We start from the raw sequence: 13581 nt of genomic DNA, 5'->3' as shown, positions 1-13581 counted from the left end.
CTCCTGCGGGAGGGTGGGTTGACAGTTCACGCTACCTGTTGGTGGGGCGCCACTGAAGCTGACAAAACTACCCGATAGTAGATCTTTCTTCGCGACCCGGAACATGCCTACGGTGCCGTCATGACGAACCCCAGGGTCAACTTCACCCCCCCGGCCGACCTCGAGGGCGACCTCGCCGCACTGCGCGGCGACTGTGCCCGGATGGCTCCGCACTGGGTGGTTCCCGAGCACGGCACGTCACGGCCGGTACCCCCTTCTCTCATCCACGGGGTGAGCGTGCCGGCCCGGTCCGCACGACTGCTGGACGCGATGTCCGACTACGGCGACTGACCCGCGGGGCGCATTCGCGCGGGAACCGCGCGCTCCTCTCCCGCGTCCCATCGGCGTCCCCCGCGCAGGGGATGCGGGACACGACGCGAGGAGCGATGCGGTGAACACGGAGCGGCCTGAGAACTCCGGCGAGGCGCAGGAGCCGGAGGTGTCCGGGGAACGTGCGGCCGAGGAGCCGCGGGTCGGCGACGACCGGGCGGGCGAGCGGTCCGCACGGCGCCGCACACCCGTCGTCGTGGCCTCCGTCGCCGCGGCGGTCCTACTGGCCGGCGGGGGCGGCGCGTACCTCGCCGCGCACGGCGGCCCGGACGGCCGAACGCACGCGGGCGCTTCCGGTGGCGGTGGCACTCCCCCGCCGCTGGCCCTGGACGGCTCCTCCTCGGGCACGAACGGCATCGCGCCCGGCGAGCCGGACCCGAACGGGACGACCTACACCGTCCGGGGCGAGCTGCCGGACGGGCCGGACGCGGCGCCCGTGTACGCGCCGCGGGGCCGGGTCGGCAAGGAGGCCGTGGCCCGTCTGGCGCGGGCGCTGGGCATCGACGCGGCTCCGGTGGACGAGGGGCGGACCTGGCGGGTCGGCGGCAAGGACGGTTCGGGGCCGAGCCTCCGGGTGGACCGGGACGCGCCCGGCAGCTGGACCTACAGCCGGTACGCGCCGGGCACCGACGACTGCAAGAAGGGGCCCCTGTGCGCGCACGACCCGGTGGGCCCCACCGGCGGCCCGTCGAGCGAGGCGGCCGCCGAGAAGGCCGCGGCCCCGGTGCTGAAGGCGGCCGGCCTGGACGGCGCGAAGATCGACGCGAGCCGGGTGCTGGGCACCCAGCGGGTGGTCGACGCGGACCCGGTGGTCGGCGGGCTGCCCACGTACGGCTGGACGACCGGCCTGACCGTCGCCCGCAAGGGTGAGGTGGTCGGCGGCCACGGGCTGCTGGGCACGCCGGTGAAGGGCGACACGTACCCCGTCCTGGACGCGCGCAGGACGCTGGAGCTGATGAACGGGGCGGCGAAGACCGGTCACCGCATGGGGATCGGCGGGTGCGCGACCCCGGTGCCGGCGAAGGACCGGCTGGAGCAGCCGTGCGGCGCGGCCACCGGGGCGCCCAAACGGGCGGCGGGCACGGCCACGGTCGAGAAGGCGGTGTTCGGGCTGGCCGCCCACTCGGTGGGCGGGCGGCAGGCGCTGGTGCCGTCCTGGCTGTTCGAGGTGCGGGGGGCGGCGGCCCCGGAGCCGTTCACCGTGACGTACCCGGCGGTCGATCCGAAGTACCTGCGGTCGAGCCGGTCGGCCCCGGCCGCGGGACCGTCCGCGGCGCCGGGCGGCACCCGGGAGGTGAAGGTGACCGGCTACACGGGCGACGGCCGGGAGCTGACCGTGAGCTTCTTCGGCGGGGTGTGCGCCGACTACACGGCCTCGGCGCGGGAGAAGGGCGGCCGGGTGACGGTCTCGGTGACCGAGAAGCCCTGGCCGGACAAGGTGTGCGTGCTGATCGCCAAGGAGTACGTGAAGACCGTACGGCTGGACGCGCCGCTGGACGGGCGGACCGTGGTCGGTACCGACGGCGGGCGGATCGCGAGGACGAAGCCGGGGGCGCTGCGGCCGCAGACCGGCTGAACGGAGGCGCACGGCACTCGCACCGCAGACGAAGGCGGCGGCCCCGCACAGGGGACCGCCGCCTTCTCCGTCGGGCCGTGGGCAGGCCGGGCGGCTCAGCTGAAGGAGTCGCCGCAGGCGCAGGAGCCGGTCGCGTTCGGGTTGTCGATCGTGAAGCCCTGCTTCTCGATCGTGTCCACGAAGTCGACGGTGGCGCCGCCCAGGTACGGAGCGCTCATGCGGTCGGTGACGACCTTGACCCCGCCGAAGTCCTTCTCCACGTCGCCGTCGAGCGAGCGCTCGTCGAAGAAGAGCTGGTAGCGCAGGCCGGAGCAGCCGCCGGGCTGGACGGCGACGCGCAGGGCGAGGTCGTCACGGCCTTCCTGGTCGAGCAGGGCCTTGACCTTGGCCGCGGCGGCGTCGGTCAGGATGATGCCGTCGGTGACGGTGGTGGTCTCGTCCGATACGGACATCTACATCTCTCCCGGGTTGTACGGAGACTGCTTGCCGACGAGTGCAACCGGCGCTTCCGCGGATTCATTCCGGGCCGGGCATTCGCGTGGTCGCGTTTTCTGTTTCCGTCTTCATGCTCGCACACGGGCGCGGGCACGCACAGCGACCCGTGGAGGGCGCCGGGCGGGATTCACGTCACATAGACGCTATCGCCGTCGTCAAAGTGACGTGAAGCGGTTATGATAGATAGCGTCAGTTAGACGAAAAGTAGAAAGGGTGCGTGTCGTGACCACCGCCCAGACCCCGGAACTCGACGTTCAGCCGACTCCGCTCGCCCTGCTGCTGCTCGGCCGTGAGGCCGACCCGAAGAGCGAGCGGGGCGTCGAGTGCCCCGGTGACCTGCCGTCGCCGTCCGACCCCGACCTGGTCGAGCGCGCCCGCGCGGCGAAGGAGAAGCTCGGCGACAAGGTCTTCGTGCTCGGCCACCACTACCAGCGCGACGAGGTCATCCAGTTCGCCGACGTCACGGGCGACTCCTTCAAGCTGGCCCGCGACGCGGCCGCGCGCCCGGAGGCCGAGTACATCGTCTTCTGCGGTGTGCACTTCATGGCCGAGTCGGCGGACATCCTGACGTCCGACGACCAGAAGGTGGTCCTCCCCGACCTCGCCGCCGGCTGCTCCATGGCCGACATGGCGACGGCCGAGCAGGTCGCCGAGTGCTGGGACGTGCTCACCGAGGCGGGCGTCGCCGAGCAGGTGGTGCCGGTCTCGTACATGAACTCCTCGGCCGACATCAAGGCCTTCACCGGCAAGCACGGCGGCACGATCTGCACGTCGTCGAACGCCAAGCGCGCTCTGGACTGGGCGTTCGAGCAGGGCGAGAAGGTGCTGTTCCTGCCCGACCAGCACCTCGGCCGCAACACCGCCGTGCGGGACATGGGGATGTCCCTGGACGACTGCGTCGTCTACAACCCGCACAAGCCGAACGGCGGCCTGACCGCCGAGGAGCTGCGGGCCGCGAAGATGATCCTCTGGCGCGGCCACTGCTCGGTCCACGGCCGCTTCAGCCTGGACTCGGTGAACGACGTCCGCGAGCGCATCCCGGGTGTGAACGTCCTCGTCCACCCCGAGTGCAAGCACGAGGTCGTCGCCGCCGCGGACTACGTCGGCTCCACCGAGTACATCATCAAGGCCCTGGAGGCGGCCCCGGCCGGTTCCAAGTGGGCCATCGGCACCGAGCTGAACCTGGTCCGCCGGCTGGCGAACCGTTTCGCTCCCGAGGGCAAGGAGATCGTCTTCCTCGACAAGACGGTCTGCTTCTGCTCGACGATGAACCGCATCGACCTGCCGCACCTGGTCTGGACCCTGGAGTCCCTGGCCGAGGGCAACCTCGTCAACCGCATCGAGGTCGACAAGGAGACCGAGGCGTTCGCGAAGCTGGCCCTGGAGCGGATGCTCGCGCTTCCGTAGCCGTACCCGTCCGGCGGGGCCCGGCGTCGGCGTGCGAGGTCACGCCGACGCCGGTTTCCGTCCGGGGCGGGCCGGATCCAGCGTGAAGAGTGTGCCGTCGGGGGTCGTCACCACCAGGGCGCCGCCGTTCACGAGCAGTTCCGGCGAGTGGTAGTCGCCGCTGACCACGGTGCCGGCCCGCGGATAGGACTCCCACAGCCTGTGTCCCGTGCGGGCGTCGAGGGCCGCGACCCGGCCGCTCGCGCTGGCCAGGAACACGCTGCTGCGCCCGTCCGCGACGGGCGCGGCCGGCTGTTCGAGGGTCGTCGCGGTGCGCCACACCTGTCGGCCGGTCACGGGCGAGACGGCGGTCGTCCGCCCGTCCGAGGCGGCGAAACACAGCACCCCGTGCGCCATCGCCGCCCGCCCCCGGTACTCGTCGCCCAGCGCGCGGCTCCCGCGGGCCCCGGTGCGGGGATCGATCATCTCGACCCGGGTGTACGGGTTGTCCTGCACCGTCGGGTCGACGGACCGCCGTGCCGCGTAGACCAGCCGTCCGTCCAGGGTTCCCGCGTAGTCCGCGGTCACCGGCGGCGCGGCCGGGAGCCGTCGCGCGGAGCCGTCGGCGGGATCGACGGCGATCAGCCGCCGCTGGGCGCCGGACGGGGTGTGGTAGCCGGTGCAGTCCGCGTACAAGCCGCCGCCCGCGCCGAGGAAGTCGCAGTGGTGTCCGGCCGGCACCGGCATCGACCAGCGCGCGGAGCCGTCGCGCGGGGAACGGGCCGTCACGGTCGGGCCGTCCGGGACGAGGACGAGGCCGCCGACGAGCACCGCCGACGCGTTCCCGTCGCGCGTCGGACGGGACCACAACCGCCGTCCGTCGGCGGCGGCGAACGCGGCGACGGTGGCCGTGGTGTCGTTGCCCGCCGCGTTCAGGACGCTCTCGCGGACGAGCACGACGCCCTCGTGCACCCCGACGACCCCGCTGTCGTAGTGGTCGAGACCGATCCCCGGCGGCTGGGTGCCGGCCCGCCAGACCGTGCGGCCGGTGACCGCGTCGACGCGGATCGGCAGGGTGCCGCTGCCCCCGCAGTAGACCGCTCCCCCGCTCAGCGCGCAGGACGGCTGCCCGCCGTGGCCGGGGCCGTCCGCCGGCCCCGAGGAACGCTTCACGCCGTGGGCGGCGACCGCGTACACCGTCGTCCGCCAGGGCCGCCAGCCGTCCGGGAGGGCACCCCAGCGGGTGGCCGTGGCACCGGGCGAAGGGCCGGCCCCGGGCCTCGCCCCGCTCTGGAACGGCCCGATCAGATAGGCCGTGAGGGCGGCGAGCAGGACGCCCGCCACCCCGACGGCGAGCGGCACCCGCAGGCCGCGCCCGCGGCGTGCGGGGGCGTCGGCCGCCGCCTCGGGCGGCACGGCGTCCGGGTCCGCGACGGCCGGGGCCCGGTACGGGACGGAGGCGGCCGGATCCGCCGCCGGAGGCCGGGTCGGCTCCGGATCCGCCCGGCGGTGCGGGACGGTGGGCGGCTCCGCGGCGGCCGGCTCGGGCAGGGCGGCGGCGAACTCGGCGGCCAGGGTGTCGAGTCCGGGCCGGGCGGCGCCCCGCTTGACCAGGCAGCGGGACAGGACCGCGCGCAGCGGCTCGGCGACCCCCGTCAGGTCGGGCTCCTCGCTCATCACCCGGTACGCCGTCAGATAGGGGCTGTCCGCGTCGAAGGGGCCGCGTCCGGTCGCCGCGAACACCACCAGCGCGGCGAGCGAGAACACGTCGGACGCGGGACCCACCGAACGGGCGTCCGCGAGCTGCTCGGGGGACATGAACGGCGGGGTGCCCATCATGTGCCCGGTCTCGGTCAGCGCCTGGTTCTCCGCCGCGCGCGAGATGCCGAAGTCGATGACCCGGGGGCCGTCCTCGGCCATCAGGACGTTGGCGGGCTTGAGGTCGCGGTGCACCACTCCGGCCCGGTGGATGTCGCGCAGGGCCTCCACCAGGCCGAGGACGAGCCGGCGCAGTTCGGCGCCGGCCAGTGGTCCGTCGTCCCGGACGCGGGCGGAGAGCGGGCGTCCGGGTACGTACTGGGTGGCCATCCAGGGCCGGGGCGCCTCCGGGTCCGCGTCCACGACCGGCGCGGTGAAGGCGCCGCTCACCTTGCGGACGGCGGCGATCTCCTGGCGGAAACGGGCCCGGAAGACGGGGTCCTCGGCGTACTGGGCGTGGACCACCTTGACGGCGACCTCGCGGCCCGATCCGGCCCTCGCCCGGTAGACGACACCCATCCCACCGGCTCCCAGCCGGTCGACGATCCGGTACCCACCGAGCGACCCGGGATCGCCCTCGTGCAGTGCCACCGCCCCGTTCCCCCTCCCCCGCAAGAGCAGTTCCGGATCACAGGATAGGAAAGTCCTGCGCGGGAGGGGACGCCGGTGCGGGGTGTCAGACCCCCGCGGGCTCCGGCTCGTCCGAGGCGGCCGGGGCCGGGGACGGGAGACCCTTCTTCGCCGCCCGCTTCTTCGCGCGCCGCTCCTTGCGCAGCTCCAGCATCGCGTAGAGCGTCGGGACGAGAAGCAGGGTCAGCAGGGTGGAGCTGATCAGGCCGCCGATGACGACCACCGCGAGCGGCTGGGCGATGAAGCCGCCCTCGCCGGTGACGCCCAGGGCCATCGGGAGCAGGGCGAAGATCGTCGCGAGGGCCGTCATGAGGATCGGGCGGAGCCGGTGCCGGCCGCCCTCGATCACGGCCTCCACGACGCCGTGACCCTGCGCGCGGTACTGGTTGATCAGGTCGATCAGCACGATCGCGTTGGTCACCACGATGCCGATCAGCATCAGCATGCCGATCATCGCCGGGACACCCATCGGGGTGCCGGTGGCGATCAGCAGGCCGATCGCGCCGGTCGCCGCGAACGGGATCGAGACCAGCAGGATCAGCGGCTGGACCAGCGAGCGGAACGTCGCCACCAGCAGCATGAAGACGATCGCGATGGCCGCCAGCATGGCCAGGCCCAGGTTCTTGAACGCGTCGTCCTGGTCGGAGGAGACGCCGCCGATCTCGGCCGTGGCGCCCGCGGGGAGCTTCAGGGCCTTGATCCTCGACTGGAGCTTGGTGCTGATCGCGCCCGTGTTGTCACCGGTCGGCTTCGCCGTGACGGTGGCGGCGCGCCGGCCGTCGATGCGGGTCATCGACACCGGGCCGTCCACCAGCTTCACGGTGGCGATGTCGCCGAGCCTCACGGGACCGAGGCGCAGCTTCTTCAGCTGGGCCAGGGTGGTCGCGGGCTTCGCCGACCGCACGACGACGTCGCGCTCGGTGTCGTCGAGGACCGCCTTCGCCGCCGTCGTGCCGCGCACGGCCTGCGCGACCGCGGCGCCGAGCTTCTGGTCGTCGAACCCGGCGGCGGCGGCCTCGGTGTCGGCCTTGACCGAGATCCGCGGGACGCTCGTCGCGAGGTCGCTGGTGACGTCGGTGACGTGGTCGAGCCCGGCGACGGTGGAGCGTACCTGCTCGGCGGCCGTGCGCAGCGCCTCCGGGTCGGCGGCCTTCACCACGACGCTCAGGTCCTGGTTGCCGAAGCCGTCACCGGCGGACACGGTGGTCGTGCCGATGCCGTCGAGCTTCTTCAGGCCGTCCTCGAGGTGCCGCTGCACGTCGTCGTAGGACGCCGAGTCCTTCAGCATCACCTGGTACGACGCCTGGTTGGTGTCCGTGCCGCCGCCGAAGGCCGCCATGAAGCCGGAGGAGCCGACGGTGACCTGGTAGTCCTTCACGCCGTCGGTGGCGGCGAGCAGCTTCTCCACCTTGCGGGCCTGGAGGTCCGTGGCCGCGAGGCTGGTTCCGGGCCTCAGCTCCTGCTTGACGGTGAGGACCTCCTGGTCGCCCTGGTCGAAGAAGTTCGTCTTCAGCAGTCCGCCCATGCCGAAGGTGAGAACCAGGACCACGAGCGCTATCAGCACGCTGGTGAGGCGGCGGCGCGTCGCGAACCGCAGGACGGGGACGTAGGCGCGCTGGAGGCGGCTGTTCGCCTCCTTCTCCTCGGCCCGGCGGCGGGCCTCCGCCGCGTCCTCGGGGGTGCCCTTGGGTGCGCGCAGGAACCAGAACGACAGGACCGGGACGACCGTCAGCGAGACCAGCAGCGAGGCCAGCAGGGCCGCCGTCACCGTGATGCTGAACGAGCCGAACAGGGCGCCCACCATGCCGCCGACCAGGCCGATCGGCAGGAACACGGCGACCGTGGTGAGGGTGGAGGAGGTGACCGCGCCGGCCACCTCGCGCACGGCGGTGAGGATCGCCTCCCTGCGCTCCTCGCCGTAGCCGAGGTGGCGCTTGATGTTCTCCAGCACCACGATCGAGTCGTCGACGACCCGGCCGATGGCGATGGTCAGCGCGCCGAGCGTGAGCATGTTCAGCGACAGACCGCGCGTCCACAGCACGATCAGCGCGAGCACGACGGACAGCGGAATGGACACCGCGGTCACCAGCGTGGAGCGGACCGAGGCCAGGAAGACCAGGATGATCAGGACCGCGAAGAGCAGGCCGAGCGCGCCCTCCGTGGTCAGGCCCTTGATGGACTTGGACACCGCCGGGCCCTGGTCGCTGACGACCGTGAGCTTCGCGTCCGCGCCGAGGTCCGTCCGCAGGCCGGGCAGCTTGTCCTGGACGGCGTCGGAGATGGCGACCGCGCTGCCGTCGTGGTCCATGGTGACGTTGACGGCGAGGCTGGGCCGGCCGTCGGTGCGGGTGAGGGAGTCGGCCGGGGCCGGCTTCTCGGCGACGGTCGCCACGGCACCGAGGCGGACGGGGCTCTTGCCGCCCTCGCCGGCGATCCGCAGGTCGCGGATCTGCTTCAGCGAGGTGAAACCGCCGCCGATCTGGACGGTGCGGTTGGCGCCGTCCTCGTCGAAGGAGCCCGCCGGGACGGTCGCGCCGCCCGCCTGGAGGGCCTGGCCGAGGGCGGCGGGGGTGAGACCGGCCCGGGCGATCTTCGCGTCGTCCGGGGTGACGGTGACCTGCTGGTCGTGGACGCCGGTGACCTGGACGCGGCCGACTCCGTCGATGTTCTTCAGGACCGGGACGACCGACTTGTCGATCTGGTCGGCGAGGGCCTGCTGGTCCTTGCCGGAGGTGACGGCGAGGACCACGGTCGGCATGTCGTCCGTGGAGCCGGAGACGACCTGCGGGTCGACGTCGTCCGGGAGCTGGTTGCGGGCCCGGTTGACGGCCTGCTGGACGTCGGAGACCAGTCGCTCGGTGTCGTTGCCGTAGTCGAAGGACGCCATGATCACGGCGTTGCCCTCGCTCGCGGTGGAGGTGACACCGGTGATGCCGTCGACGGCCTGCAGGTTGTCCTCGATGGGCTCGACGACCTGCTTCTCGACCACGTCGGGCGAGGCGCCCTGGTACGGCGCGATGACCGACACCATGGGCAGCTCGATGGTGGGCAGCAGCTGCTGCTTGATCTGGGGTATCGCGATCAGCCCGAAGGCGAGCGCGATGAGCGAGACGAGCCCGACGAGGGCGCGTTGCGCGAGGCTGAATCTCGACAGCCAGGACATGGATCCGGTTCTCTCTGTGAGCGGCAGGAGCGGCGGGGGACGCACGGGCGCGCCCACCCCACCACCCTGAGCCATGCCGGAGGGCCGAACCGTAGGCCCCAGGTCCCGTTCCTTATCCGCCCCCTACTCCGCGCGCAGTACGCGCGGGTGGAGATCAGTCCGTCCTCGGACGTACCAGCCCGGACTCGTACGCGATCACCACGAGCTGGGCCCGGTCCCGGGCGCCGAGCTTGGCCATGGCCCGGTTGACGTGCGTCTTCACGGTCAGCGGGCTGACCTCCAGGCGTTCGGCGATGTCGTCGTTGGAGTGTCCGCCGGCGACCTGCACGAGCACCTGGCGCTCCCGGCCGGTGAGCGCGCCGAGGCGTTCGGAACGGGCGGGGTCACGGCCGTCGTCGCCGTCGCCCTGGGCGAGGAAGCGGGCGATCAGACCCTTGGTGGCGGCCGGGGAGAGCAGCGAGTCGCCGTCGGCGGCCAGCCGGATGGCGTTGAGCAGTTCCTCGGGCTCGCTGCCCTTGCCGAGGAAGCCGGAGGCGCCCGCGCGCAGGGCCTGCACGACGTAGTCGTCGACCTCGAAGGTGGTCAGGATGACCACACGGACCTGTGCGAGGGCGGGGTCGGCGCTGATCGCCCGGGTGGCGGCGAGGCCGTCGGTGCCCGGCATCCGGATGTCCATGAGGACCACGTCGGGGGCCTCCGTCCGGGCCAGCCGGACCGCCTCGGCGCCGTCGGACGCCTCCCCCACCACCTCCATGTCGGGCTCGGAGTCGACCAGCACGCGGAACGCGCTGCGCAGCAGCGCCTGGTCGTCGGCGAGCAGGACACGGATCGTCATGCGGGCTCCCCCGGGGCCGTCGTACGCCTCTGCGCACGGCTGTCGGTACGGGTCCCGGGGCCGGTCTCGGCACGCGGCCCGCAGCGGGTGTCGGCACGAGTCCCGGAGCGGGTCTCGGGACGCGTCTCGACGGGCAGGATCGCATGGACGCGGAAGCCGCCGCCGTAGCGGGGGCCGGTGGTCAGGGTGCCGCCGAGGGCGGAGACCCGCTCCCGCATGCCCAGCAGCCCGTGTCCGCCGCCGCCCCCGGGCGCCGCGTCCTGTCCGGCCCCGTCGTCGAGGACGGTGATCTCGACGTGCGGTCCGACGCGTACGACGCTCACCTCGGCACGGGCGCCGGCGCCCGCGTGCTTCTGCACGTTCGTCAGAGCCTCCTGGACGATCCGGTAGGCGGCCAGGTCGACGGCGGCCGGGAGGTCGGTGCCCTGGTCGGCGCGGGCCACCTCCACCGGGAGACCCGCGCTGCGGACGGCGGCCGCCAGCTCCTCGAGGCGGCTGAGGCCGGGGGCGGGCTCCGTGGGCGCCTCGGGGTCGCCGGACTGGCGCAGCAGCCCGACGGTGGCACGCAGTTCGTTCAGTGCGCTGCGGCTGGCCTCGCGGACGTGGGCGAGGGCCTCCTTGGCCTGGTCGGGCCGTTTGTCCATGACGTGGGCGGCGACCCCGGCCTGCACGTTCACCAGGGCGATGTGGTGGGCGACGACGTCGTGCAGGTCGCGGGCGATGCGCAGGCGTTCCTCGGCGACCCGGCGGCGGGCCTCCTCCTCGCGGGTGCGTTCGGCGCGCTCGGCGCGCTCCCGGATGGCCTGCATGACGGCGCGCCGGCTGCGGACGGCGTCCCCGGCGGTGGCGCCGATGCCGGTCCAGGCTAGGACGGCCAGGTTCTCCTGCGCGTACCAGGGCAGCGGGCCGCCGAGCATGGCGCCGGCCGTCAGCACGGTCATGGTGAGCAGACCGACGCGCCAGGTGGTGGAGCGGTCGGTGGTGGAGGCGACGGTGTACAGGGCGATGACGGCGGACATCGCCACGGGGGCACGCGGGTCGCCGGTGACGAACTCGACCAGGGAGACGCCGCCGGTGACGGCGAGGACCGTCTTGGGGGCGCGGCGGCGGAAGACGAGGGCGGCGGCGCCGAGGAGCATGAGGAGGAGGGCGAAGGGGTCGGGGGTGCGGACGCCCCAGCTGACCCCGTGCCCGTCCTTCGGCACGACGAAGGAACCGGCGACCATGCACAGCAGCACGCCGGCGGCGATGGCCGCGTCCAGCGCCAGAGGGTGGGCCTTGAGGCTGCGGCGGGCGCGGTCGAGAGTGCTCACGGGACTGAACAGTACGGGCGTTTCGGATGCCGGTCACCAAAAGGTCCCGGAGCCGGGGCCGGACAGTGCGCGGTACCGGTGCCGGCCGGGGGGCCGGCCCGCCTGCCCGCGCGTGCAAGGTGCCGCCGCCCCCAGAGGCGCGGGGAAGCGCGCGACCGGTCACGACGGTCCCGCGGCCGCCCGCCGACGACGCGTCCCGAGCCGGCGGGCGCCCCGCCCCGGCCGCCGGGCCCCCGGCGTCGATCCACAACCCGCCGCGAGCTGTTGGGTACCCGGACCACCGGCGGACGCGTCCCGTTGGCCGGTCGCGCTCAGCCTTCTCGCCAGCATCCCGCCGACGAAAGGCATCCCGTGCGCCCCCTCCCGCTCCGAGTGATCTGGTCCGCCGCCGCTGCCGCCCTGGTCTCTGCCACCGGCCTCAGCGGATCCGCCCACGCCGTCACCTACGGCACGCCGACGATCAAGCTGTCGGCCTCCTACCTCTCGGGCGCGGTCGGCAGCACCGGGGACCCGGTGGTCACCGTCACCGTCGCCCAGAGCGGCGCCGACGCCTCCGCCCTGACGGTGGCCGCGAGCGGGACCAGCAAGGCCGGTGTGGCCGGCACGGGCGACGTCCGGGTCACCGGCACCGGCGGCACCCGTACCGTCGCCGTCACCGCGCACGCCCAGGGCTACGCCGACCTCACCCTGAAGGTGACCGGGCTCGGCGGCAAGACCGCCACCACGACCCTGCGCTACGCGGCCTCCCCGGCCGTCCAGCACAGCGCCGACGCCCGCTACCTGACCGGAGCCTCGGACGCCTCCGCCGGCGTGGACTTCGGCGGCGGGTACGTCGTGGTCGCCAACGACGAGGACAACACCCTGCGCCTGTACGACGGCGCGGCCTCCGGCGCTCCGGTGCGCACCTGGGACCTGGACAACGCCCTGGGCGCCGACAAGGAGGTCGACATCGAGGGGGCCGCGCGGGTCGGGAACACCGTCTACTGGACGGGCTCGCTGGGCAACAACAAGGACGGCGAGTACAAGGCCGACCGGAACACCGTGTTCACCACGACCGTCTCCGGCTCGGGCGCCGCCACCCAGCTGGCCTTCGGCAGCGCGGGCCACCGCCTCCGCGACGACCTGGTGGCCTGGGACAAGGCGAACGGCAACCGGTACGGCTTCGCCGCCGGGACCGCGGCCGGGCAGGTCCCGAAGCAGATCGACGGCTTCAACGTCGAGGGGCTGGAGTTCGCGCCGGGCTCCACGACCACCGCCTACGTCGGCTTCCGGGCCCCGCTGGTGCCGCCGCGGACCGGCGGGAAGGCGCTGATCGTGCCGGTCACCGACATGGACCAGGTGGTGCGCGGCGCCAAGGCGACCTTCGGCACGCCGATCGAGCTGGACCTCGGCGGCCTGGCCATCCGCGACCTGCGCCGCAACGACCAGGGGCAGTACCTGATCGTCGCGGGGTCCTGGGCCGCCGACGACAACAGCGACCCGTACGCGCTCTACTCGTGGGACGGCGTGGCCGGGCACCAGCCGGTCAAGGTGCTGGATCTGCCGACGGCGGACGCGGGCGGCTGGGAGTCGGTCGTGTCCGTGCCCGACCTGTCCGTGGCCGGCGCCCGGGTGCAGCTGATCACCGACGACGGGGCGGCCGACCTGTACGGCGACGGCGTGGAGGCGAAGGACCTCACCCACCCGGAGTGGCAGAAGTCCCGCACCACCTGGTTCACCCTGGGCTGACCCCCGGGGCCGCCCCGGGTCAGCCCGGGATCAGGCCGTCGTCGCCGAGGAGGTCCCGGACCTCCTCCAGCGTCGCGTCGGGCGACGGCAGGATCAGTTCGGAGGGTTCCAGCGCGTCGTCCGGCAGCGGGGTGCCGAGCCGGTGGACCGCGTCCAGGAGAGCGGTGAGCGTGCGACGGAAGCCGTCGTCGTCGCCGCTCTCCACCTCCGCCAGCAGCTCGTCGTCCAGCTTGTTCAGCTCAGGGAAGTGGGAGTCGTCCAGCTTCACCTGACCCTCCCCCATGATCCGTACGATCACGTCCGCCTCCTCGGCTCGGGGCCCCGGCGC

At 73.4% G+C, this 13581-nt stretch carries 10 protein-coding genes; 4 read left to right on the top strand and 6 right to left on the bottom strand.

Translation table 11 applies throughout. From position 1 onward, the window contains the following. Positions 1-120: 120 nt before the first annotated feature. Positions 121-330, top strand: coding sequence for a hypothetical protein (locus BLW57_RS27985; protein ID WP_093478279.1), 210 nt, complete (start codon positions 121-123; stop codon positions 328-330). Between the two features lie 100 nt (positions 331-430). Continuing rightward, positions 431-1945, top strand: coding sequence for a hypothetical protein (locus tag BLW57_RS27980; protein WP_093478277.1), 1515 nt, complete (start codon positions 431-433; stop codon positions 1943-1945). 95 nt (positions 1946-2040) lie between these two features. On the opposite strand, the gene BLW57_RS27975 is transcribed toward BLW57_RS27980, so the two are convergent. Then, complete coding sequence (locus BLW57_RS27975; RefSeq protein ID WP_023551351.1) at positions 2041-2397, bottom strand: iron-sulfur cluster assembly accessory protein; 357 nt, start codon at positions 2395-2397, stop codon at positions 2041-2043. Between the two features lie 265 nt (positions 2398-2662). Here BLW57_RS27975 and nadA point away from each other — a divergent pair, with 265 nt between their 5' ends. Beyond that, positions 2663-3847 (top strand): quinolinate synthase NadA, encoded by a 1185-nt coding sequence (nadA, locus tag BLW57_RS27970; protein WP_093480926.1) that lies wholly within the window; start codon positions 2663-2665, stop codon positions 3845-3847. A 39-nt stretch (positions 3848-3886) separates the two neighbouring features. Here nadA and BLW57_RS27965 read toward each other — a convergent pair whose 3' ends face one another. The 4 genes from BLW57_RS27965 to BLW57_RS27950 all read right to left on the bottom strand — a co-directional run bounded on the left by BLW57_RS27965 (position 3887) and on the right by BLW57_RS27950 (position 11525). Beyond that, complete coding sequence (locus BLW57_RS27965; protein ID WP_093478276.1) at positions 3887-6175, bottom strand: protein kinase domain-containing protein; 2289 nt, start codon at positions 6173-6175, stop codon at positions 3887-3889. A gap of 85 nt (positions 6176-6260) precedes the next feature. Continuing rightward, positions 6261-9377 (bottom strand): efflux RND transporter permease subunit, encoded by a 3117-nt coding sequence (locus BLW57_RS27960; protein WP_093478274.1) that lies wholly within the window; start codon positions 9375-9377, stop codon positions 6261-6263. A 154-nt stretch (positions 9378-9531) separates the two neighbouring features. Continuing rightward, on the bottom strand, positions 9532-10212 hold the full coding sequence (locus tag BLW57_RS27955) for a response regulator transcription factor (RefSeq protein WP_093478272.1): 681 nt from the start codon (positions 10210-10212) through the stop codon (positions 9532-9534). After that, positions 10209-11525, bottom strand: coding sequence for a sensor histidine kinase (locus BLW57_RS27950; RefSeq protein WP_093478271.1), 1317 nt, complete (start codon positions 11523-11525; stop codon positions 10209-10211). Before BLW57_RS27950 ends, BLW57_RS27955 begins: the two co-directional genes overlap by 4 nt. Before the next feature lie 351 nt (positions 11526-11876). Here BLW57_RS27950 and BLW57_RS27945 point away from each other — a divergent pair, with 351 nt between their 5' ends. After that, positions 11877-13253 (top strand): hypothetical protein, encoded by a 1377-nt coding sequence (locus BLW57_RS27945; protein ID WP_093478269.1) that lies wholly within the window; start codon positions 11877-11879, stop codon positions 13251-13253. 19 nt (positions 13254-13272) lie between these two features. On the opposite strand, the gene BLW57_RS27940 is transcribed toward BLW57_RS27945, so the two are convergent. Then, entirely contained in the window at positions 13273-13551 is a 279-nt protein-coding gene (locus BLW57_RS27940; RefSeq protein ID WP_093478268.1) for a PspA-associated protein PspAA, read from the bottom strand. Between the last annotated feature and the right edge of the window lie 30 nt (positions 13552-13581).

It is taken from the genome of Streptomyces sp. 1222.5 (genome assembly GCF_900105245.1).
GTDB classification, from domain to species: Bacteria; Actinomycetota; Actinomycetes; order Streptomycetales; family Streptomycetaceae; genus Streptomyces; species Streptomyces albidocamelliae.
The sequence above is the reverse complement of the archived record's forward strand: the minus strand, read 5'-3'. Positions and strand labels throughout refer to the sequence as shown.